General features: G+C 47.8%; 23 protein-coding genes. 1 reads left to right on the top strand and 22 read right to left on the bottom strand.

All coding sequences use genetic code 11. The annotated features are described in order from the left end of the window. Positions 1 to 31: 31 nt before the first annotated feature. The 21 genes from hslU to smc all read right to left on the bottom strand — a co-directional run bounded on the left by hslU (position 32) and on the right by smc (position 21421). Positions 32 to 1402 carry an ATP-dependent protease ATPase subunit HslU gene (gene hslU, locus KNO95_RS02440; protein ID WP_214702245.1) on the bottom strand — a complete coding sequence of 457 codons (1371 nt, stop codon included), beginning with the start codon at positions 1400 to 1402 and terminating at the stop codon, positions 32 to 34. Continuing rightward, entirely contained in the window at positions 1399 to 1947 is a 549-nt protein-coding gene (gene hslV, locus KNO95_RS02435) for an ATP-dependent protease subunit HslV (protein WP_026826257.1), read from the bottom strand. The genes hslU and hslV overlap by 4 nt, the downstream gene beginning before the upstream one ends. Before the next feature lie 11 nt (positions 1948 to 1958). Continuing rightward, positions 1959 to 2840 (bottom strand): tyrosine recombinase XerC, encoded by an 882-nt coding sequence (locus KNO95_RS02430; protein ID WP_026826258.1) that lies wholly within the window; start codon positions 2838 to 2840, stop codon positions 1959 to 1961. Between the two features lie 184 nt (positions 2841 to 3024). Beyond that, positions 3025 to 4335 carry an FADH(2)-oxidizing methylenetetrahydrofolate--tRNA-(uracil(54)-C(5))-methyltransferase TrmFO gene (gene trmFO / locus KNO95_RS02425; protein ID WP_214878223.1) on the bottom strand — a complete coding sequence of 437 codons (1311 nt, stop codon included), beginning with the start codon at positions 4333 to 4335 and terminating at the stop codon, positions 3025 to 3027. Next, positions 4335 to 6431: a type I DNA topoisomerase gene (topA, locus tag KNO95_RS02420; protein WP_026826260.1), complete on the bottom strand. Its 2097-nt coding sequence runs from the start codon at positions 6429 to 6431 to the stop codon at positions 4335 to 4337. The genes trmFO and topA overlap by 1 nt, the downstream gene beginning before the upstream one ends. A gap of 65 nt (positions 6432 to 6496) precedes the next feature. Next, positions 6497 to 7291 (bottom strand): DNA-processing protein DprA, encoded by a 795-nt coding sequence (gene dprA, locus KNO95_RS02415; RefSeq protein WP_214878221.1) that lies wholly within the window; start codon positions 7289 to 7291, stop codon positions 6497 to 6499. Positions 7292 to 7341: 50 nt separating this feature from the next. Continuing rightward, on the bottom strand, positions 7342 to 8259 hold the full coding sequence (gene sucD / locus KNO95_RS02410; RefSeq protein ID WP_026826262.1) for a succinate--CoA ligase subunit alpha: 918 nt from the start codon (positions 8257 to 8259) through the stop codon (positions 7342 to 7344). Positions 8260 to 8271: 12 nt separating this feature from the next. Next, a complete protein-coding gene (gene sucC / locus KNO95_RS02405) occupies positions 8272 to 9432 on the bottom strand; it encodes an ADP-forming succinate--CoA ligase subunit beta (RefSeq protein ID WP_026826263.1) in 1161 nt (386 codons plus the stop codon). A gap of 120 nt (positions 9433 to 9552) precedes the next feature. After that, entirely contained in the window at positions 9553 to 9813 is a 261-nt protein-coding gene (locus KNO95_RS02400; protein ID WP_026826264.1) for an EscU/YscU/HrcU family type III secretion system export apparatus switch protein, read from the bottom strand. Continuing rightward, positions 9810 to 10664 (bottom strand): hypothetical protein, encoded by an 855-nt coding sequence (locus KNO95_RS02395; RefSeq protein ID WP_353047574.1) that lies wholly within the window; start codon positions 10662 to 10664, stop codon positions 9810 to 9812. The genes KNO95_RS02400 and KNO95_RS02395 overlap by 4 nt, the downstream gene beginning before the upstream one ends. A gap of 5 nt (positions 10665 to 10669) precedes the next feature. After that, positions 10670 to 11422 carry a ribonuclease HII gene (locus KNO95_RS02390; protein ID WP_214698206.1) on the bottom strand — a complete coding sequence of 251 codons (753 nt, stop codon included), beginning with the start codon at positions 11420 to 11422 and terminating at the stop codon, positions 10670 to 10672. Between the two features lie 44 nt (positions 11423 to 11466). After that, a complete protein-coding gene (ylqF, locus tag KNO95_RS02385) occupies positions 11467 to 12327 on the bottom strand; it encodes a ribosome biogenesis GTPase YlqF (protein ID WP_214698205.1) in 861 nt (286 codons plus the stop codon). A gap of 12 nt (positions 12328 to 12339) precedes the next feature. Next, entirely contained in the window at positions 12340 to 12882 is a 543-nt protein-coding gene (gene lepB / locus KNO95_RS02380) for a signal peptidase I (RefSeq protein ID WP_026826268.1), read from the bottom strand. A gap of 82 nt (positions 12883 to 12964) precedes the next feature. Then, a complete protein-coding gene (gene rplS, locus KNO95_RS02375) occupies positions 12965 to 13318 on the bottom strand; it encodes a 50S ribosomal protein L19 (RefSeq protein WP_015881369.1) in 354 nt (117 codons plus the stop codon). Between the two features lie 114 nt (positions 13319 to 13432). Beyond that, entirely contained in the window at positions 13433 to 14149 is a 717-nt protein-coding gene (gene trmD, locus KNO95_RS02370; protein WP_026826269.1) for a tRNA (guanosine(37)-N1)-methyltransferase TrmD, read from the bottom strand. Further along, on the bottom strand, positions 14139 to 14657 hold the full coding sequence (gene rimM / locus KNO95_RS02365) for a ribosome maturation factor RimM (protein WP_214698201.1): 519 nt from the start codon (positions 14655 to 14657) through the stop codon (positions 14139 to 14141). Before rimM ends, trmD begins: the two co-directional genes overlap by 11 nt. A gap of 54 nt (positions 14658 to 14711) precedes the next feature. Further along, positions 14712 to 14987 carry a 30S ribosomal protein S16 gene (gene rpsP, locus KNO95_RS02360; RefSeq protein ID WP_015881366.1) on the bottom strand — a complete coding sequence of 92 codons (276 nt, stop codon included), beginning with the start codon at positions 14985 to 14987 and terminating at the stop codon, positions 14712 to 14714. An 82-nt stretch (positions 14988 to 15069) separates the two neighbouring features. Further along, complete coding sequence (gene ffh / locus KNO95_RS02355) at positions 15070 to 16410, bottom strand: signal recognition particle protein (protein WP_214702251.1); 1341 nt, start codon at positions 16408 to 16410, stop codon at positions 15070 to 15072. Between the two features lie 11 nt (positions 16411 to 16421). Further along, positions 16422 to 16745 carry a putative DNA-binding protein gene (locus tag KNO95_RS02350; protein ID WP_214702252.1) on the bottom strand — a complete coding sequence of 108 codons (324 nt, stop codon included), beginning with the start codon at positions 16743 to 16745 and terminating at the stop codon, positions 16422 to 16424. Positions 16746 to 16841: 96 nt separating this feature from the next. Further along, the gene (gene ftsY / locus KNO95_RS02345) at positions 16842 to 17867 is read right to left on the bottom strand and encodes a signal recognition particle-docking protein FtsY (protein WP_026826273.1); all 1026 of its coding nucleotides are present in this window, start codon (positions 17865 to 17867) and stop codon (positions 16842 to 16844) included. Beyond that, the gene (smc, locus tag KNO95_RS02340; protein ID WP_214878218.1) at positions 17864 to 21421 is read right to left on the bottom strand and encodes a chromosome segregation protein SMC; all 3558 of its coding nucleotides are present in this window, start codon (positions 21419 to 21421) and stop codon (positions 17864 to 17866) included. Before smc ends, ftsY begins: the two co-directional genes overlap by 4 nt. 114 nt (positions 21422 to 21535) lie before the next feature. Between smc and KNO95_RS02335 the strand changes: the two genes are divergently transcribed. Continuing rightward, positions 21536 to 21730 (top strand): DUF1128 family protein, encoded by a 195-nt coding sequence (locus tag KNO95_RS02335; RefSeq protein ID WP_034771119.1) that lies wholly within the window; start codon positions 21536 to 21538, stop codon positions 21728 to 21730. 36 nt (positions 21731 to 21766) lie between these two features. Here KNO95_RS02335 and rnc read toward each other — a convergent pair whose 3' ends face one another. Continuing rightward, entirely contained in the window at positions 21767 to 22546 is a 780-nt protein-coding gene (rnc, locus tag KNO95_RS02330) for a ribonuclease III (RefSeq protein ID WP_285800405.1), read from the bottom strand. Positions 22547 to 22577 lie beyond the last annotated feature (31 nt).

Below are 22577 nucleotides of genomic sequence, written 5' to 3'. Positions count from 1 at the left end.
CTATTTCCTCCCTGTATGTGCATACAGAATCTTATAAAATATATTGACTCAAGTCTCGATCATCTGCGATTGAGCCTACTTTTTCTTGTACGTAAGCTGGTGTGATTTCCACGCTCGTTTGTGGCATATCCGCAGCTTCAAATGATAAATCTTCCAAGACACGCTCCATGATTGTATATAGACGGCGTGCTCCGATATCATCGGTCTCGCGGTTGACATGTGTCGCAATTTTTGCTATTTCTTCAATCGCTTCATGTGTAAACTCGACCGTGATTTCTTCAGATTCTAACAATGCTGTATATTGTTTAATCAGCGCTTGTGATGGCTCAGTCAAAATTTTGACGAAGTCTTCCTCTGTCAAACTGTTCAATTCGACGCGAATCGGGAAACGACCTTGTAATTCTGGAATCAAGTCAGATGGCTTCGCCATATGGAAAGCACCGGCTGCGATGAAGAGCACATGGTCCGTTTTGACCGGTCCGTACTTCGTGACGACCGTAGATCCTTCGACGATCGGAAGAATATCTCGCTGTACACCTTCTCGAGAAACACCGGCGTGATCTTGTGACTTTGTTGCGATTTTATCGATTTCATCAACGAAGATGATCCCCATTTGCTCGCTTCGCTGTACCGCTTCATCGTGGACTTCGTTCAAATCAAGAAGGTTTTCTGCTTCTTCTGCTACGACAAGGGGGCGTGCCTCGCGAACTGTCAGCTTACGTTGCTTCCGCTTCTTCGGAACGATTTGTCCAAGCATATCCTGTAGATTAGACAAGCCTTCCATTCCTTGCCCTTGGAACAAGTCGACAGTCTGTTTTTCTTCAAGTTCGACTTCAATGACCCGATCTTCAAGTTCACCGAGCTCGAGCAGACGACGGAGTTGGGCCCGGTCTGTTTTAGTCGTGTCATTCGATGACTCAGGTTGTTGTGTCTGACCGCCGAACAATGCTTCAAACGGGTTTGATGAGCTCGGTGCAGCTTTCGCTTTCCCTTGAAGGGCATCTAACAATCGTTCAGTCGCCGCACGTTCAGCAGGTTCTTTTACATCTTCTTTCTTCTCTTCTTTGACGAGACGTACAGATGCCTCCACAAGGTCACGCACCATCGATTCGACATCCCGGCCGACGTAGCCGACTTCTGTAAATTTTGTCGCTTCTACTTTGACGAACGGTGCTCCGACTAGTTTAGCTAAACGGCGGGCAATCTCAGTTTTCCCGACCCCTGTCGGCCCGATCATCAAGATATTTTTAGGGGTGACTTCATCTCGAAGGTCTGAACTTAACTTTTGACGGCGATAACGATTGCGTAATGCAATCGCTACGGCCCGTTTGGCATTCTTTTGACCGATTACGAAGCGGTCTAATTCCGATACGATTTGTCTAGGTGTCAACTCTCGATTCATTCAGCAGCGCCTCCGATCGTTTCTACAATGACTTGATCATTTGTATACACACAAAGCTCACCAGCAATTTCAAGAGCGGCTCGCGCAATTTCTTCTGCGGATTTGTCAGGAGAATGACGGACGAGCGCGCGACCTGCCGCGAGCGCATAATTTCCGCCTGACCCGATCGCGAGGATCCCATCATCCGGCTCGATGACTTCTCCATTCCCAGAGACTAATAATAGATGTTCGGCGTCCATGACAATCAATAACGCTTCAAGCTGACGTAACATTTTATCTCCGCGCCATTCTTTCGCAAGTTCGACCGCGGCACGCGGCAAGTTACCGTTATACATTTCAAGTTTCGATTCAAACTTCTCAAACAATGTGAAAGCATCGGCTACGCTACCTGCAAAACCGGCAACGACTTTCCCGCCGTACAGGCGTCTCACTTTCTTCGCCTTGGTTTTCATGATGACGGCATTCCCAAACGTAACTTGGCCATCTCCACTCATCGCACATTGGCCATTGTGTCGAACTGCAAAAATCGTCGTTGCATGAAACATATCGTAACCTCCTACTTTCTTGGATGTGTCGCTTGATAAATCGAACGTAGTCGTTCAGTCGATACGTGGGTATAGCGCCCGGTCGTTGACAGTGACTCATGTCCGAGCAACTCTTGCACAGCGCGCAAGTCCGCTCCACGCTCTAACAAGTCCGTTGCGAAACTATGACGCAACGAATGCGGGGTGAGCGGCTTATGTACCCCACTCTCTTTTCTCAAACGCTTCATAACATACCGAATTTGGTCTGTTGTCATTCGATTCCCTCTTTGACTCAAAAATAATGCATTTTCCGAAGGAGGAACGACTTCTACGCGTATTTCGATGTAATGTCGTAACGCTTCTACAGCATATTGTCCGACCGGGACATACCGTTCTTTTTTCCCTTTTCCTAACACGTGTACGAATGACAATACTTCATCAAAGGACGAGAGGTTCATCCCACAAAGCTCAGCAACACGAATCCCCGTCCCATATAAAACTTCGAGAATGGCTACGTCTCTCGCTTTTAAAAACGGATCGTCCTGCTTTAACGCAGCCTCTAGCAGTAGCTCGACTTCAGTCGGGACAGCGAAGGTCGGTAATGACTGTCTTTTTTTCGGTGAAGTGAGATCGTGAAACAGCGGTTCTCCCCCATACTCCCTTGCCATATACTTCCCGAATTGCTTGAGGCAAGACACTTTTTGGGACACCGTGGACGCGGCCAACTGTTTCTCGTAAAGGACATATAAATAACGCCGCGCCGTCTGTGCATCATAAGGGTCTTGATGCGCTGATTGGCAATATGCGGCGTACTGTTCGAGCGTTTGCTCGTAAGAGCGTTTCGTATGAGGAGACAGTCGACGTTCAATTTGGCAATAGCGTAAAAATGATTGTCGATCCTCTAAGAATCCCATTTTATCGCCTCCTCGATGACACGTAAAAACGCATGTTCTCGTCAAATCGAAATTAGCATAGCATACAGAATGTACGGTGACAATAGATAGTCGTTCAATAATCTGAAAATTTTCAAAGTATGAAACAAAATACACAATTGAAATTTTACTTCAAAACAAAAGAGCCAAAAATTGGCTCTCTTTTTCAAAGGTCTTTAAATTGTTGAATCGTATCTAAAGCTCGATTGGCATAACGTTCGTACCGTTCTTGCTTTTTCATTTTCTTTGGAGTGTCTTCGAGTGAAGGGACTAATCCGAAATTCGCATTCATCGGTTGGAAGTGTTTCCCGTCAGCTGTGGTGATATAATGCGCCATCGAACCAAGCATCGTCTCTCTTGGTAAAACGACAAGTTCTTCACCCGCAATCATCCTCGCTGCATTAATTCCAGCTAAAAGTCCAGATGCCGCTGATTCTACGTATCCTTCAACACCCGTCATCTGACCGGCAAAGAAGAGTGTATCACGCGTGCGTGCCTGATACGTCGGCTTGAGCAGGCTCGGTGAATTGATGAATGTATTTCGGTGCATGACACCGTAACGGACGATATCTGCATTTTCAAGCCCAGGGATCAGTCGAATGATTCGCTTTTGTTCGCCCCACTTCAGATGCGTCTGGAAGCCAACTAAATTATAAAGCGTCCCTGCTGAGTTGTCTTGGCGAAGTTGCACGACCGCATACGGACGTTTGCCCGTCTTCGGATCTTCTAATCCGACCGGCTTCATCGGTCCGAATAGAAGTGTCTTCTTCCCACGCTCCGCCATGACTTCAAACGGCATACATCCTTCGAAGTAAATTTCTTTTTCGAACTCTTTGAGCGGGACGACTTCCGCTTTGACCAGTTCTTCATAAAACACATCAAACTCTTCTTCTGTCATCGGACAGTTCAAGTAAGCAGCTTCACCTTTGTCGTAACGCGACTTCAAATATACTTTTTCGCGATCGATTGTATCGCCATCTAAAATTGGGGCAGCCGCATCATAGAAGTAGAGATAATCTTCACCTGTAAACGCTTTGAGTGACGCAGAAAGATCAGGAGACGTCAATGGGCCTGTCGCTACAATGACAATGCCTTCTGGAATTTCTTTTAACTCTTCAGTATGCACTGTGACGTTCTCATGATTTTTTAGTTTCTCGGTGATGAATCCGGCAAACTCATGACGATCGACAGCGAGGGCGCCACCAGCTGGCACGCTTGCCGTGTCTGCCGCTTTCAAGATGAGCGAATCAAGCGTCCGCATCTCTTCTTTCAAGACACCGACCGCGTTTTGAAGACCGTTCGCACGAAGCGAGTTCGAACAAACGAGCTCTGCGAATTGATCTGTGTGGTGAGCCGGTGTTTGGCGTACCGGTCTCATTTCATACAAATCGACTTGAATGCCGCGTTTGGCGAGTTGCCATGCCGCTTCGGAACCGGCCAACCCAGCCCCGATTACAGTTACACGTTGTTGCAACATTAATCCTCCTCTTGCTGATGTACCTCGGTATGGGTACAGTTCGTACATTGATATTTCAGACCGTCTTTAATTTTCTTCTCGACCATCAAGCTGTCGCACACTGGACACGGTTTCGCAACCGGTTTGTCCCATGAAACGAACTCACATTCCGGATAATTCGAGCACCCATAGAAAAGACGACCTTTTTTACTGCGTCGTTCCACGATTTGCCCATCCTTACAATTTGGACAAGGAACCCCGATTTCGACTTGTACCGGTTTCGTGTTAGTGCAGTTCGGGAAATTCGAACAAGCCATAAATTTACCGTATCGTCCCATTTTGATGACCATCGGCGAACCACAGACTTCACAGTCGATTCCCGCAGGCTCATCTTTCACTTCGATTTTTTCAATTTCTTCTTCGGCACGCTTCAAGCGCTTCTCGAATGATCGATAAATCGGTGCGACGACCTCGGTCCACTCGACTTCCTTATGCTCGATTGAGTCAAGGAGTGTCTCCATATCGGCCGTGAACTGAACAGTAATAAAGTCATTGAAATACTCATCAATCATTTCAATCACGAGTTCTCCAAGTTCAGTCGGAACAAACTTCTTCTCTTCTAAAACGACGTAACCTCGTCGTTGAATCGTGTCGAGTGTCGGTGCATAAGTCGACGGTCGACCGATACCGAGTTCTTCCATCGCCCGAACGAGGCGCGCCTCTGTATAACGTGGTGGTGGTTGCGTGAAGTGTTGCTTCGGTTCGATCGTTTCGAAACTAACCGTATCCTCCACTTCAAGAGGAGGTAGTAGTCCTTCCTTCTCTTGATTCGTATCCACGATATCATCATCTTTCGATTCAATATACACTTTCATGAAACCTGGGAATTTAACGGTCGATCCATTGGCACGGAAAATCATGCCGTTCGACTCGACATCGATTTTAACTGTGTCTAATACTGCTGGTGCCATTTGGCTTGCAATTAAACGCTCCCAAATCAATTTATATAGTCTCAACTGGTCGCGTGACAGATAAGGCTTCAAGGAAGCTGGGTCACGTAGCGCTGAAGTCGGACGAATGGCTTCGTGGGCATCTTGTGCGTTTGCTGCTTTCTTTTCCTTTTGTTTCTGCAGAGCTACATATTCCTCGCCGAATGTCGATTCAATGTATTCTTTTGCCTCTGTCTTCGCCAAATCAGAGATCCGTGTCGAATCTGTACGCATGTACGTGATCAGACCGACCGTGCCCTCTTTCTTACCAAGATCGATTCCTTCATATAATTGTTGGGCGAGCATCATTGTTTTCTTCGCACGGAAATTCAATTTACGCGCCGCATCCTGTTGCAACGAACTCGTCGTAAACGGTAGCGAAGCGTTTCGCTTTCGTTCTTTCTTCGTTACGTCAATGACTTTAAACGTGTCATCGATGGTATCAAGAACTGATTGAGCGTCCTCTTCCGACTTCAATTCCATCTTCTTCCCATCTTTTCCGTAAAATGAAGTCTCGAACATTTCCCCATCATGATTCAAATCAAGCTTGATTGTCCAATACTCTTCCGGGTCGAACGCATTGATTTCGCGTTCACGGTCGATGATCATCTTTACAGCAACCGATTGGACTCGTCCAGCAGATAGTCCTTTTTTTACTTTCTTCCATAATAAAGGACTCATCCCATAACCGACGAGACGGTCTAGAATACGCCGGGCTTGCTGCGCATCGACGAGGTCATGATTAATTTTACGTGGGTGTTTAAACGATTCTTTAATCGCATCTTTTGTGATCTCGTTAAAGACGACGCGACATTCAGTCGTCTCATCGACACCGAGCGCGCGAGCCAAATGCCAGGCAATCGCTTCCCCTTCTCTATCGGGGTCGGCCGCGAGAAAGATTTTCGTGGCTTTTTTAGCCGCCGTCTTCAATTCTTTCAATACCGGCCCTTTACCACGGATGGTAATATACTTCGGTTCAAAGTCGTGTTCCACGTCTACACCGAGTTGACTTTTCGGTAAATCGATGACGTGTCCCATCGAAGCTTTGACCATATAATTCGGACCTAAATAACGTTTAATAGTTTTTGCTTTCGCAGGTGATTCGACGATCACCAAATATTTTGCCATACATCTGCTCCCCTTTTAGAGGTCATTTAAATCCCTACCATAATATTCATGTTCTCACCGGTTTGTCAACGTACAATCTTAAGATCTTGAATAATTTGATCAGAATTCGTCAATGGAATCGCACCTTCTTCAATCAATCGATTCGGTCCTTCAGCAAGTGGATCGAGTGGTGAACCTGGTACCGCGAATACCGTCTTTCCTTGCTCTAAGGCGTGTCCGACCGTATTCATGGTTCCGCTCTTTCTCCTTGCTTGTAAGACGACGAGTGTATCACCGAGACCACTCACCAATCGATTTCTTTCCAAAAATTGAAATTTTTGAATCGGGGTGTCGGGCGTGTACTCACTCAACAAAATTCCATTCAGAGGAAGTCGTAGAAGCATGTTCCGGTTCGCTGCTGGATAGAGGTTTTTTAACCCCGCTCCGAGCACCGCCACGGTCGGACGATTTTTATTTAAGGCAAGCTCGTGGACAAGGCCATCAATGCCAAGCGCTCCGCCTGAAACCGAAACAGTTTCTTCTATTAAAGAGTGATAATGATTCACGAGCGATTGACTGATTCGATTCAACTCACGACTTCCGACCATCGCAGTCGTTCTTTCTTGTAGTACCTCTAAATCTCCATCGTAAAACAAGCAATATGGTGGGTTGGGGATGTCGAGTAACCGTTTTGGAAACAGCTTATCTTCCCACGTGACGAACTGAGTATACGACTCAGACGCGTGCAACGCCCGTTCAGCCCGCTTCCAAACGTGTGTAGAGATTTGAGTGCGATGTGCTTCTAGCGTCCCGTTCAAATAATGATGCACAAATTCAACCGGAATTCGTGCAGCGGCAAACCGAGCTATTGTTTGATTCATCACAAACTCTCCTTTAAAAAAATGAGGGATGCAAGCATCCCTCAAGACTCTTATGTCGTCGGTTGACCCGTGACACACGCTTCGTATAAACCTTCATTTTTCAAGACACGAATCAATGTTTCACCGATGACAGCTGGCGTTTCAGCTACTTCGATCCCATTTGCGTTCAATGTCTTAATTTTCTCTGCAGCCGTCCCTTTGCCGCCTGAGATAATCGCGCCGGCATGTCCCATGCGCTTGCCTTCAGGTGCCGTTTGGCCACCGATGAACCCGATGACTGGTTTCGTCATGTTCGCTTTCACCCATTCAGCAGCCTCTTCTTCAGCTGTTCCACCGATCTCCCCGATCATAATGACAGCTTTCGTGTCTTCATCTTCGTTGAACGCTTTGAGCGTATCAATGAAGTTCGTTCCGTTGACTGGGTCTCCCCCGATTCCAACAGCCGTTGATTGACCGATTCCCGCAGTCGTCAACTGATGTACCGCCTCATACGTGAGCGTCCCAGAACGTGAGACGATTCCGACATGCCCTTTCGTATGAATATAGCCAGGCATGATGCCAAGTTTTGCTTCTCCTGGTGTGATGATTCCAGGACAGTTCGGTCCAATCAAGCGCGCCGGTTTGTCCTCGAGATAGCGTTTCACTTGAATCATATCTACAACAGGGATTCCCTCTGTGATACAGATGATCAATTCGATGCCGCTGTCCGCAGCTTCCATAATCGAGTCCGCTGCGAAAGCTGGTGGAACATAGATGATGGATGCATTGGCACCTGTCGCTTCTACCGCTTCAGACACCGTGTTGAAGACTGGCACGTTGTCGAGCACCGTCGTGCCACCTTTACCAGGTGTGACACCACCGACTAATTTCGTGTTATATGCAAGCATCTGTTCGCCGTGGAACAGACCTTGTTTCCCTGTAATCCCTTGAATGATTACTTTCGTATCTTTATTCGCCCAAATACTCATGTCGTTTCCCCCTTATCGAACAAGTGCTGCGATTTTTTCCGCACCATCAGCCATCGAGTTGGCTGTCGTGATCGCAAGTCCAGATTCATCGAGAATGCGTTTCCCGGCATCAACGTTCGTTCCTTCTAAGCGAACGACGAGTGGCAAGTCGAGTCCGATTTCTTTCGTCGCTGCGACAATCCCCTCTGCGATGATGTCACACTTCATGATTCCACCAAAAATGTTAACGAAGATTCCTTTGACCTGGTCGTCTGACAAAATCAATTTGAATGCTTCTGTTACCTTTTCTTTCGTCGCGCCGCCGCCTACATCGAGGAAGTTAGCGGGTTCGGCGCCGTAATGTTTGATGATATCCATCGTTGCCATCGCAAGGCCGGCACCGTTGACGAGACAGCCGATGTTCCCGTCAAGTGCGATATAGCTGAGGTCATGTTTAGACGCTTCCACTTCACGCGGGTCTTCTTCTGTCGTGTCACGGAGCGAAAGGATCTCCGAGTGACGATAGAGTGCGTTGCTATCGAAGTTCAATTTTGCATCGAGCGCGATGACGTTGCCGTCTTTCGTCGTAACGAGCGGGTTAATTTCTGCAATCGTGCAATCTGTCTCGACGTACACTTTGTACAACTTCATGACCATGTCACTGAACTTGTTGACGAGTTTCGTCGGGACTTCCATCTTGAATGCGAGACGACGAGCTTGGAATGGACGTAAGCCCACGACTGGGTCGACGATCTCTTTATGAATCTTCTCCGGTGTATGTTCAGCGACTTCTTCGATGTCCATACCACCTTCAGATGAACCCATGATGACAATTCGGCCGATCGAACGGTCAAGCACGAGTCCTAAGTAAAATTCTTGGTCAATCGCAGAACCTTCTTCGATATAGAGACGCTGGACAACTTTTCCTTCCGGACCAGTTTGGTGTGTCACGAGCGTTTTCCCGAGAATCTCTGAAGCGTATTGCTTCACTTCCTCATCTGTCTTCGCAAGTTTGACGCCGCCAGCTTTACCGCGGCCACCTGCGTGAATTTGTGCTTTTACAACTTTCACTTCACCATCAAGCTTCGCAGCTGCTGCTACAGCTTCTTCAACCGTAAAGGCTGGATAACCCGTCGGAACGGCTACCCCAAACTCTTTTAGCAATTCTTTTGCCTGATACTCATGGATATTCATATGTTTTCCCCCTTAGTCCCCTTTAATATCGGCACGTCTATTGTAACGAAAAACTGAAAGCGCTGTCTATCGTTCTTGCTTTAAGTTTTCATCTTTTTTTCACATATATCCCTAGACAAATCAAATTTTATCCTGTTCCATCTGATAAAGAAACACAAAAAGTTCGGCAATGACTTGATAGACGTCCTCCGGAATCTGATCTTCGATATTCAAAGCAGAGAGTAAGGAAAGCAGTGCTGGGTCTTCATGAACAGGTATTCCGTTTTCGAGTGCAATCTCAAGCATGCGTTCGGCTACAATTCCCGTTCCTTTGGCGACGACATGTGGCGCATCCATCGACTGCTCATAGGAGAGCGCCATCGCTTTCTTCTGGTCTTTCATACTTGGAGGTCCACCTTTCCAAGCGGCGCGAACGTAGCAGGAACATGTTCTCGTTTCACTTCATACGAAAAAGAAGATAGTTCGAACGAAACGCGATTCAAGCTCTCTTTCAAGAGCGGTTCATATGCGCTAACATATTGACTTAAATCGTGTCGCTCATTGAACACTCGAACAGACACGTATCGCTTTTGAATCAACACATCGATTCCCGTTTCGCCAAACTTTGGCGTCTCAAGAAACAACACGATCCTTGCATGATCAGAGTCAATTACATCCCGCTTCGGTGCCTCTAACCGAAATTGGACGTTTTCAAACGTACCTAATTGCGGTATGTGAAATGCTTGAGCGACGAATGGTGGATGTTGGGCTGCGTTGAACGCCTCCTGTGCTCTCACGAACTGCTCAAACTTTGGCTCGCCTTTCGCTTTGAACAGTTCTCCGACGAGTGTCTTCACATCATTGCCGGATCCGCTCTCTAGCATTGTTTTTCCCGCGTTTTTGAGGGATTCCGGCGTCTGCATCGGCTCCCGCATGAATCGCGCCAGTTGCTCCCCTAGCACTTGTAGCGGGGACTTAGCAGTCATGAGTGACTCTGTCGCTTGGGTAACCACTTTCAAGACAAGCTTTGGTTCGACGTCCGTGACGACCATCTTATACGTCACATTCTCCTTGACGTTCGCATTGACTCCGACTCGGAACATGCCTTGCGGTAGTTGCATAACCGCCTCGTTGCCGGGTAACAATTGCAACACCTTTCCGACCACTGTATTGCCTAGCAAAAGCGGTCGCGATGTCTGTTCGGTCACTTTGAACGGTAATACTCCTTGGTGATCGATACGCAACGCGATCACTCCTTTCACATATGCTTGATAGGGGCAAACGTACGACGATGAATTGGCGTCACCCCGAGGCGCCTCAACCCTTCTATATGTGCCTCGGTCCCGTATCCTGCGTTCTTGTCAAATCCGTAGCCAGGATATGTAAGGTCGTATTCTTCCATCATCCGGTCCCGAACGACTTTGGCGACGACACTTGCCGCGGCAATCGAGACACTGAGCGAGTCCCCTTTGATTAGAGATTGTTGTGGAATATCGAGGTCAAGCTTCATCGCGTCAATCAATAAGGCATCGGCGTCTCCGACTTGACGGATGGCCTCCATCATTGCAAGTTTTGTCGCTTCATATATGTTGATATCATCAATTGTCCCCGACTCGACGATTCCGACACCGACTTCTGCAACTTCCATGATTTGATTGTAAGCCGCATCTCGTGCCGTTTTCGTCATTTTTTTAGAATCATTCAACCCCGCGACGTAAAATCCTTCAGGTAATAAAACGGCAGCCGCCACGACTGGTCCTGCGAGTGGACCGCGACCGACCTCATCCACGCCGACAATCCGTTCATATCCTGCACGTGTTAACTCGCGCTCATATGTCAAGCGTCGTTCGAAATCGGACCGTAACATCCGCTCCCGTTCAAATTGCAGCTCCTTCTGCCGAATCAACGTCTGCACACCCACCCGTGGGTCTTGTGATAATGTTGACTTCATTTGTATCCACTCTTCATATCGGATATCTTGAAGCTGTTGTTTAATCTGTTGAATCGTCACAATCTTTCTCCTCCTACTCAAAAAAGCCCTGTTTTCACAGAGCTTCAAATCATTTCATGGTCGGCCGGTGTCTCGAGGGAGACCCGTCCGATTTTTTCATGTCGAAGTTCATTCAAAAGTAGTTCGCTCGTTTTTTCAAAATCGACGTATCCACCACTGAGTAAACCGCGTTTCTTCCCAATCATCTCGAGAAGTTCCACCGCATCATCAGGTAACGTCTCGATTTTGAATCGTTCCTTTAATTGCTCCGGGTAACGCGCCTGCAATTCTCGGACGGTGTACAGGGCGATGTCGTCCAAGTTGAGAATCTCATCTTTGATGGCGCCTGTTGCGGCCAAGCGATAACCAACTTGTTGGTCCTCAAATTTCGGCCAGAGAATACCTGGCGTGTCCAAGAGTTCCATCTCGCCGCCTTTCATCTTGATCCACTGTTGACGCTTCGTCACACCCGGACGGTCGCCCGTGATGGCGATGTTTCGTCCTGCGAGACGGTTGATGAGTGTTGACTTCCCGACGTTTGGGATACCGATGATGAGTGCACGAATCGGTCCAGGGTTACGCCCCTTTTCACGCATGCGGTCATGTTTTTCTTTCATCAACTTTTGAGCACCCGTGATGAGTTGTTTCAAGCCTTTACTATGCTTTGCATCGACGGCGACGACCTCGACGTCATCGCGCTTCAAGGCGCGGAGCCAAGCGTCGGTGACGACGGGATCCGCCATGTCTGACTTGTTCAAGACGATAAGACGGGGTTTGCCCGCCGTAATCTCATCGACCATCGGGTTACGGCTCGATTGCGGCACACGCGCATCTACGAGCTCGATGACGACATCAATCAGTTTTAACTTTTCAGTAACTTGTCTTCTTGCTTTGGCCATGTGGCCAGGAAACCATTGAATTGCCAAAAAAGCACCACCTTAATCTTCTATCGTGCCAACATCATCGAGCGGCCAGAAGATGAAGTTTGTCTTGCCGACAATCTCCTCTTTCGACACAAACCCAATCTCACGGCTGTCTTTCGAGTTTTGACGATTGTCTCCCATGACGAAATACGAATCCTCAGGAACGACCGACTCACCCGTCACTTGTTCAAGTGTAAAGTTCTCCGTCAGCGGAAACCCGTTCATCTGTGCACGGAACTCATCTAAATACGGCTCTTCAACCGCTTCATCATTAATATAGAGCACGTCATCTCGATATTCGAGCGTGTCGCCTGGAATAGCGATGACACGTTTAATATAATCTTTTGATTCTGTCGCATGGAATACGACGATATCGCCTCGGTCTAGCTCTCCAACATAGTTCGAAATTTTACTGACGATCATTCGATCCGCATTGTGGAGCGTCGGCATCATCGACTCTCCTTCAACGATGACAGGAACGAAGATGAACGTCCGGATAACGAACGCGATGACAAGAGCGACGACGATGGCTTTTAGCCAACTAAACACTTCTTTCAACTTCACTCACTCCTCTATCCATTTGAACTTATTGTACTAGAAAAAAATAAGCTTGTCGCAAGCGACAAGCTCAATTCCCATCTTAACGACGGATTTCTTTAATACGTGCTGCTTTACCGCGAAGGTTACGGAGGTAGTAAAGTTTCGCACGGCGAACTTTACCGTAGCGTACAACTTCGATTTGCGCAACGCGTGGTGAGTGAAGCGGGAATGCACGCTCAACACCTACACCGTAAGAAATCTTACGGACTGTGAATGTTTCGCTGATGCCGCCACCTTTACGCTTAATGACTACGCCTTCGAAGATCTGGATACGCTCGCGCGTTCCCTCTACAACTTTAACGTGGACACGTACTGTGTCACCAGGACGGAAAGCAGGTACGTCCGATTTGAATTGTTCTTCTGTGATTTCACGGAACAGTTTTTGTGTGTTCATGAATCATATCTCCTTTTTCTTCAATGTTCATATCTTCATATGCCCAAGCATCCAACAGCGGAACATCGGTAATCGGTGGGTTTAACCCACATGCTCAAACATAGCATATATTTCTCAATCGCGCAACGATTGCAGAAACTTTTTATCATGTTCCGTCAACTCGGCATGTTCGAGCAAATCCGGCCGTTTTCGATAGGTCCGCTCAAGCGATTGTTCCCGCCGCCATTCCTCGATTCGGGCATGGTTCCCCGATAGGAGGACGTCCGGTACTTTCAACCCACGAAATTCAGCCGGTCGTGTATAGTGCGGATACTCAAGAAGTCCGGTCGAGAAAGAATCATCTTCATGGCTCGCCTGATCGCCGAGGACGTCCGGAAGTAGTCGCACGGTCGCATCGATCATCACCATCGTCGCAAGCTCTCCACCAGTCAGAACAAAGTCCCCAATCGACACCTCATCGGTCGCCAGTTCATCATGGATACGCTGATCAAACCCTTCATAATGCCCGCATAAAAAGATCAGATGTTCTTCCTTTGCCCATTCCTCTGCCATCTGTTGATTAAACGGTTTTCCAGTTGGGGTCGTGAGGATGATTCGAGGCTTTCGTGCCTCGAGAGAGTCAAACGCATCAAAGATTGGTTGTGGCGTGAGTAACATGCCCGCCCCGCCGCCATACGGATAATCATCGACTTTATGATGCTTGTTCGTTGAAAAGTCCCGAAAGTTGACAAAGGTCATGTCCACCTGCCCGAGCGCTTTCGCCCGGCCAACGATGGAATGATCGAGCGCCTGAAACATGTCCGGGAACAACGTCAACACATCAATCTTCATCGTCAATCATTCCAGGAATCGGTGTGATGACAACTCGCTTCGTTTCCAAGTCGATTTCTTTAACGACCGATTCGATATAGGGGATGAGAGCATCCGACTTACCTGGGCGCTTGATCACCCACACATCGTTCGCACCGTTCGTTTCAAAGATGTCATCGACGACACCGATGACAATCCCGTCCACGATGGCCTCACAACCAATGATTTCATGATAATAGAATTCATGTTCATCTAACTCGTGGACGTGTTCGGCATGAACATATAGCTTCAATCCTTTATATTTTTCTACGAGGTTGATATTCTCAAGTCCTTTGAACGTGACAAGATGAAACTGCTTATGCGGACGATATGTCGTGATTGTCATTTCTTGTTTCGTTCCGTCCACATCAAGAAACAGCGTGTTTCCTTTTTTAAAACGTTCTTCCGGAAAGTCTGTTGCCGCCAAAATCTTCACTTCGCCTTTAAGTCCATGCGTATTGGCGATTTTTCCAACATATAACCAATCCATCTCATTTCCCTCCTCAACAAAATAGGCCGACCTCAGAAAAGGTCGGCCACATCATTACTTCGCGTTTTTCGCGTTGTGGAATTTCTCCATGATCCCTGCTTTAGAGAACAAGTTACGTACTGTGTCAGATGGCTTCGCGCCGTCTGCCAACCATTTGAGCGCGAGTTCTTCGTTGATGCGAACTTCTGCTTCTGGTTTTGCAACCGGGTTGTAGTGACCAACTTGCTCGATGAAGCGACCGTCACGTGGTGAACGTGAGTCTGCTACAACGATACGGTAGAAAGGTGATTTTTTTGCGCCCATGCGCTTAAGACGAATTTTAACTGCCATGGTAATATACCTCCATCATGTGTTTAAGAATTGACAACTTTTATAGTATACAGCTTTTTCGTTCGACTGACAAAAGTTTTTGTTAGAAGAATGGAAGACCGAGGCCTTTTTTCTTCCCTTTCATTTGTCCTGACATTTGTTTCATCATCTTCTTCATGTCATCGAACTGTTTGATGAGACGGTTCACTTCTTGAATCGAGCGACCGCTCCCTTTTGCGATCCGCTTTCGACGACTCGCATTGAGCACTTCCGGATTGGTGCGCTCATGTTTTGTCATCGATCGAATGATCGCCTCGACGTGATCGAGTTGTTTCTCGTCGATTTGGACGTTCTTCAACCCTTTCATCTTACCTGCACCAGGTAACATCGAAAGTAATTCATCAATTGGTCCCATGTTTTTCACTTGAGCCAACTGTTCAATGAAATCATCGAACGTGAATGACGCGTCACGAATTTTGCTTTCTAGCTCCTTCGCTGCGTCTTGGTCCATTTGTGTCTCGGCTTTTTCAATGAGCGAGAGCACGTCCCCCATTCCAAGAATCCTTGACGCCATGCGCTCTGGATGGAATGGTTCGAGGGCATCCAACTTTTCTCCGAGACCGACGAACTTAATCGGCGCTCCCGTGACTGCCTTAATCGAAAGGGCTGCCCCGCCTCGTGTATCTCCGTCGAGCTTTGTCAGCACGACCCCGGTGATTCCGAGTTTCTCATTGAAACTGTCGGCCACGTTGACCGCATCTTGACCCGTCATCGAATCGACGACGAGGAAGATTTCATTTGGTTTGGCAATCGTCTTCACATTTTCGAGCTCACCCATGAGCGTCTCATCGATATGAAGGCGACCAGCCGTATCGATCAACACGAAATCGTGATGATTTGTTTTTGCGTACTCGAGTGCTTTCGTCACAATCTCTTCCGGTTTTACTTGATCGCCAAGTGAGAAGACCGGTAAATCGAGTTGCTTCCCGAGTGTCTCGAGTTGCTTGATTGCCGCTGGACGATATATATCCGCCGCAACGAGAAGTGGACTACGGTTATGCTTTTTACGAATCAAGTTCGCTAGCTTGCCGGTCGTCGTCGTCTTACCCGCCCCTTGCAGACCGACCATCATGACGACTGTCGGAGGTTTCTGACTAAATGAAATCGGGACGACATCGCTTCCCATCAAATTCGTCAACTCTTCGTGAACGATTTTGACGACTTGCTGACCTGGCGTCAATGATTTCATGACATCCTGACCAACCGCGCGCTCTTTCACGTCATTGACGAATTGTTTGACCACTTTAAAATTGACGTCGGCTTCTAGTAGTGCGAGGCGAACCTCACGCATCATCTCTTTGACGTCTGCCTCCGAGATTTTCCCTTTACCGCGCATTTTTGAAAGTGTCGATTGCAACCGTTCTGATAATCCTTCAAATGCCATGCTCCAGCCCCCTACTCTAAATTCTCAAGCGCAGAAATCGTGGCATTCACGTCATCCGTGAGCTCGACTTGACGTTTGAGGGTCTGAAGAAGTTGCTGACGCTGTTCGAATTTTTCGAATAGAGCAAGCTTTTCCTCGTACTGTTCAAGCATCGTTTCTGTACGCTTTATGTTATCGTAGACCGCTTGACGGCTGACTTCAAACTCTTCCGCAATCTCTCCGAGCGAGTAGTCATCTAGGTAATAAAGAGACATATAGTTGCGCTGTTTCGGTGTGAGGAGCGCTTGATAAAAATCGATGAGATAGTTCATGCGATTCGTTTTTTCGAGCGTCAAACCTTTCACCTCCACATGTTAAGTGAAATCCCTTTACAACTACCAATAGTACAGCCGTCCCAAGTACTTGTCAAGTTTTTTTCTTAACAGTAAAACTTAGGCGAGGTCTTTGTTTGTGTCGTCTTTTTCAGTCGAGTCACCCTGTGTCTTGTCTTCAAAAACATCACCGAACAATCCAAGGACGAACTGTTCCGGATTGAACACCTGTAAATCATCCATCTTCTCTCCGAGACCGACATATTTAACCGGAATGTCGAGTTCATTACGGATTGCAAGGACAATTCCGCCCTTTGCCGTCCCATCGAGTTTAGTCAAGACGATCCCACTTACGTTCGTTGCCTCTTTGAACGCTTTCGCTTGAATCATGGCGTTTTGTCCCGTCGTTGCATCGAGTGCGAGCAAGACTTCGTGTGGTCCGTTCGGAATTTCTCGTTCGATGACACGTTTCACTTTCTCGAGCTCTTTCATTAAATTGACCTTATTTTGGAGACGTCCTGCCGTATCACAGATGAGTACATCCATGTTACGTGACTTCGCAGACTGAACGGCATCGTATACGACTGCCGCTGGGTCCGATCCTTCCGTTTGACGAATGACCGGCACCCCGACACGTTCTCCCCACACTTCAAGTTGCTCTATAGCACCGGCACGGAACGTATCACCTGCCGCGAGCATGACGGAGCGACCTTCTGACTTCAATTGGTGCGCCAGTTTCCCAATCGTCGTCGTCTTTCCGACGCCGTTGACGCCGACAAACAAAATGACAGTGAGTCCATCCTGCATATTGAGTTCACGATCCGATTCATCTTCTTGAAGCCGATTCGCTACGACCTCGACGAGTGCGTCACGGACAAGGACCGGGTCTTTCAAATTGCGTCGTTTCACTTCTTCCTTCAAGTCTTCGACGAGGTCCATCGTCGTCGTGACACCGACGTCCGCTTGGATGAGCAAATCTTCGAGTTCATCGAAGAAATCCTCATCCACCTCACGGAAACGATAGACGAGGTCATTGACGGCACTCGCAAATCCGTCACGTGTCTTCGTCAATCCATCTGTAAACTTCTGTGACACCTCTTGGGTAGATGTCGTTAATTTATCTTTTAACTTTTTAAAAAAACTCAACGTGATTCCTCCATCTCTTCATCCATTTCGACGACACGTTTTGCTTCAGACAGTTCAACCGAGAGCACCTCGGACACCCCATTCTGTTGCATCGTGACGCCGTATAGCGTATCTGCAGCTTCCATCGTACCTTTTCGGTGCGTGATGATGACGAATTGCGTGTCAATCGACAGCGTACGAATGTATTCTCCAAATCGATGTACGTTCGCCTCGTCAAGAGCCGCCTCGACTTCATCGAGGACACAAAACGGTACCGGACGCGTCTTCAAAATCGCAAACAACAAAGCGATGGCCGTCAACGCACGTTCCCCTCCGGACAATAGACTGAGCGTCTGTAACTTTTTGCCAGGTGGTTTGGCCACAATATCGATTCCCGTATTCAGTAGATCCGACTCATCTATTAATTTCAAATCCGCTTCACCTCCACCGAACAGTTCAGTGAACGTCTGTTTGAAGTGAGCACGAACGCTCGTATACGTCTCCTTGAAGAGACGAGTCACTTCACGGTCCATTTCGGCGATAATGTCATATAAATCCCCTTTTGCGCTGACGAGGTCGTCTCGTTGCTCAGATAAGAATGTGAAACGTTCATGAACACTATCGAACTCTTCGATTGCATTCAAATTGACAGGTCCGATCTCCTCAATTTGACGAACGAGCAGCTTGAATTCCTCTTTCGCATCTTCGAGCGGGATCTCGAGTTCTGGTAGTAGCTCGGCGACGAGTCCGTTCTCTTCTAACGCATCGAGCTTCCATTGTCGTTTTAATTCGAACTCTTGTTTGGCCGTTTCAAACTTCCGAACAATCGTGTCTGCTTGACGTTGCGCTTCCGTCGCCTGGTCGACTCGCTGACGCATGATGCGGTACGCCTCTTCATTCGACTTGAGTGTTGTCGTCAACTCGTGAAGTCGTCCTTGGATTGCTATGAACTCTGTCTCCGCAGCTGCGAGCGTCTCTTCAAGCTGTGCCGATGAGACGACTTCTCCACTGTCGAGTCGCGCGAGCTCACGCTCTAACTGACTCAAACGGTCCTTCAAACGATTCCGTTCAGTCGTCAAGCGATCCATTTCATGCCGAACTCGCTCTTCTTCAAGGGTATGCCGTTGCAAATCGAGTTCGTTTTGACGAAGCAACGTTTCGAATTTGCCCGTGCTCTCAGCGCTTTTCGCTTGTTCAGCACGGAGTGACTCGAGACGGACACGAATTTCTGCCTGCTCGCGGTCCGTATTGGCTAATTCTATCGTCAATCGTTCTAGTTCAGCGGTCGACGTCTCAATCGTTTGCTCATAGCGCATCATTTCATGGTCGAATAATTCAAGTTGTGACTTCGCATCGAGCGAGGCACGCTCGGCCGTACGATAAGCTGCCTCGACCTCTCGAAACGTCACTTCGACGGTACGTTTCTCGTTTCGGAGTGTTGATAACGCTTGCGTGATCTTTGTCAACGCGTCTGTATACTCTTCAAGACGTTGTTTTTGCTCGTGAAGCATAGCAAGACCTTGTGTCAAACCTTGTTTCAAGTCATCTAATTCACGCGATTGCGTGAACAGGGCCACCCCTTGCTTACGACTACCACCCGTCATCGAACCGCCGACGTTGACGATGTCCCCTTCTAACGTGACGACACGGAAACGGTATCCTGTCGATTGTGCGATTTGGTTCGCGACTTCAAGCGTCTCGGCAACAAGTACCGCACCAAGAAGTGATTTTTTCAGCGTTTCGAACGATTCATCCGTCTCGACGAGCTCCGATGCCACGCCAATAAATCCACGCATCGATTCGAGTCGATGCAACACTTCACTCGGTACGAATCTTGGTTTGATGGTCGTCATCGGTAAGAATGTCGCACGACCCGCGTTTGCTTTTCGTAATTTGTCGATTTCCCGTCGTCCCACCGTTTCATCCCGAACAACGACATGTTGTTGTGTCTGCCCAAGAGCCGTTTCAATCGCGGCTTCATACGAAGGACGAACACGAATCAATTCAGCGACAGCACCAAGTACTCCCAGGGAGCGCTCTTTCAAGACGAATTTGACCGCATGGAAATAGCCTTCATACGATTGCTTCATCCGTTCGAGCATTTCAATTCGGTCTTCTGTCTTTTGACGACGGCGTTCGAGGTCATAGTACGATGTCTCTGCTCGCGTTAATTTTTCACGGATCGTCGTCTCTTCTTCGCGAAGTTCCGTCTCTTTTTCACTCAAGTGTTCGAAGCGACTTTGTACTTGTTCATATTGCTCTCGCGCCTCATTGAGTGTCGCTTCTTGTGAGGAACGTTCATCAAGACGGTGTTTATTCTCCCGTAGAAGACGTTCCTTCGACTCGACGGCGACATCGATATCCCGTTGCTCCCGTTTTTGTTGGTTACTGATCGTCGCTCGCGTTGTCGCGAGTTCGAACGCTTCGCTTTGTACCGCTTCGATTTCGGAATTGAAATCACGCGAGGCTGCTGTCAATTGTTGTTGAAGCGCATTTCTCGACTCAGTCGTCTGGCGCAACGTGGCTACTTTTTGAGACAAGTCGTCACGAACGACTTGTAGCCGCGTCTCAAGTTCTACCATCTCGGCGCTCACTTCTTCACGTTGACGAAGGAGACGGTCTTTCATCTCGGCGCCGTGCTCTTCTTGTGCTTTGGCGAGCTTGATGTCACCTGTCAATCGTTCGACGTATGTCGAATGTTCACGCTCTGTTTGATTCAATTCGGTCAACTCGTCACGAAGCGTCGAAAGTGCAGCCTCGAGTTGACTTCGTTCTTCAGTAAGGTCACGAACCGAATGGTCGCAATCGGATAACTGTTGAACAGATTCTGCATGACGGACCGTCACTTGTTCAATCTCACGTTGAAGCAACTGAATTTCGGCACCCATAATGCCTGTTTCAAGTTCATCGTGTCTTGCTTTCGCGACTTTATACTCTCTTGCAAGTGCTGCCTGTTCACGTAGCGGTTCGACACGATCAGCCAATTCAAATAAAATATCATCGACTCGGGACAAATTTAACTCGGTGTCCTGTAATTTACGCTCAGCCTGTTTTTTACGCTGACGATATTTGAGGACTCCCGCTGCCTCTTCGATGACGGCTCGGCGGTCTTCTGGTTTCCCGGAAATGACTTGTTCGACCCGACCTTGCCCGATGATGGCGAACGCATCCCGGGAAAGACCTGTATCGAGAAACAAATCAATCACGTCTTTTAATCGACAAGGTTTTTTATTCACAAAATAGTCGCTGTCCCCACTTCGGGTCACGCGACGGGTCACACTCACTTCTTCATAAGGCAAACGTAACTGTTCGTCGCGATTATCAAGGACGAGCGTGACCTCGGCGACGTTACGGTGATTCTCACCCTCACTTCCGGCAAAGATGACATCTTCCATCTTGGCACCACGAAGTGATTTGGCCGACTGTTCTCCGAGTACCCAGCGAACAGCGTCCGATATATTTGATTTCCCGCTCCCGTTCGGCCCAACTACAGCCGTGACGCCGGGACGGAAATCTAATTCAATTCGCTTGGCAAATGATTTAAAGCCAGCGAGTTCGATTCGTTTTAAGTGCATCGTGACCATCCTATCCGCAGTAAGCATTCATCTGTATATTTTACCACAGTTAACAGTTCGTCAAAATGCCCGAATCATGCTATTCTTAAAAGAACTGTAGAAAGGGGAATACAGATGACGAATGAACAGATGATTGAAGCTATTTTGGATAAGATGAATATTATTAACCGCGGTGCGATCAAAGCGGAAGAATATAATGCAGCCGACCCATCAGCGGTGAAAGAGATTTACGAGTACGTAATGACACGTTCTTCCCTTTCTATATCGGAAGTTGACGGGATTGTCGAAGAGCTCGGTCAATTGACATGAAAAAGGAGTGGACCTAATCGGGTCCACTCCTTTCGTTTATAAATCTGCGTAACGCCTGTTAAAGGCGATGAGCGCTTCTTTCGCCGCCAATTGCTCGGCTTCTTTTTTAGAGCGTCCAATCCCTTCACCGACAATATCGTCACTGAGACGGGCATGCGCCACGAATTCACGGCTATGCGCCGGACCACGCTCTTCGATAATCTCATACGATACAGGACCGAGCCCTTCGCGTTGCACACTTTCCTGCAACTGACTTTTAAAATCAGTCTGTTCTTCAAATACACCCGCTAAGACTTTCGGAAAAACCGCTTCGGCGAGGAATCGTTCGACTGCCTCAATTCCTTGGTCCAAATAAAGAGCACCGATATAGGATTCGAATACATCGGCAAGTAGTGCCGGACGTTTTCGCCCACCGGTCAACTCTTCACCTTTTCCAAGCAAGGTGAAGTCAGAAAAAGCATAGGCTTCCGCAAAATTCACGAGTGACGGTTCGCAAACGATCGCCGCTCGTAATTTCGTTAATTCCCCCTCGGAGCGCTCCGGATAAGTCTCATATAAGAAGCGAGATACAGTTAACTCTAGAACAGCATCCCCTAAAAATTCTAAACGTTCATTATCTTTCCGTAACCCTCGTTGTTCATTCACATAAGAAGAATGGGTGAACGCCTGCATGAGTAAGTCGCGATCTGAAAATTGAACGTCTAAACGTTCTTCTAATGATTTGAATAATTCTAAGATGCGTGCTCGTTCCATCTCCTGTCGCCGACGTCGCTGCGCCGACCCTTGACGGTCAAACCGTCTTTTGTCTTTTGTCATAGTTCCCTCCATGAATAAGCACAAGCCCACC

The organism is Exiguobacterium sp. ERU653 (genome assembly GCF_018617775.1).
Lineage (GTDB): Bacteria > Bacillota > Bacilli > Exiguobacteriales > Exiguobacteriaceae > Exiguobacterium > Exiguobacterium marinum.
Note: the sequence above shows the minus strand (reverse complement) of the source record. Positions and strands in the feature narration are given on the sequence as shown.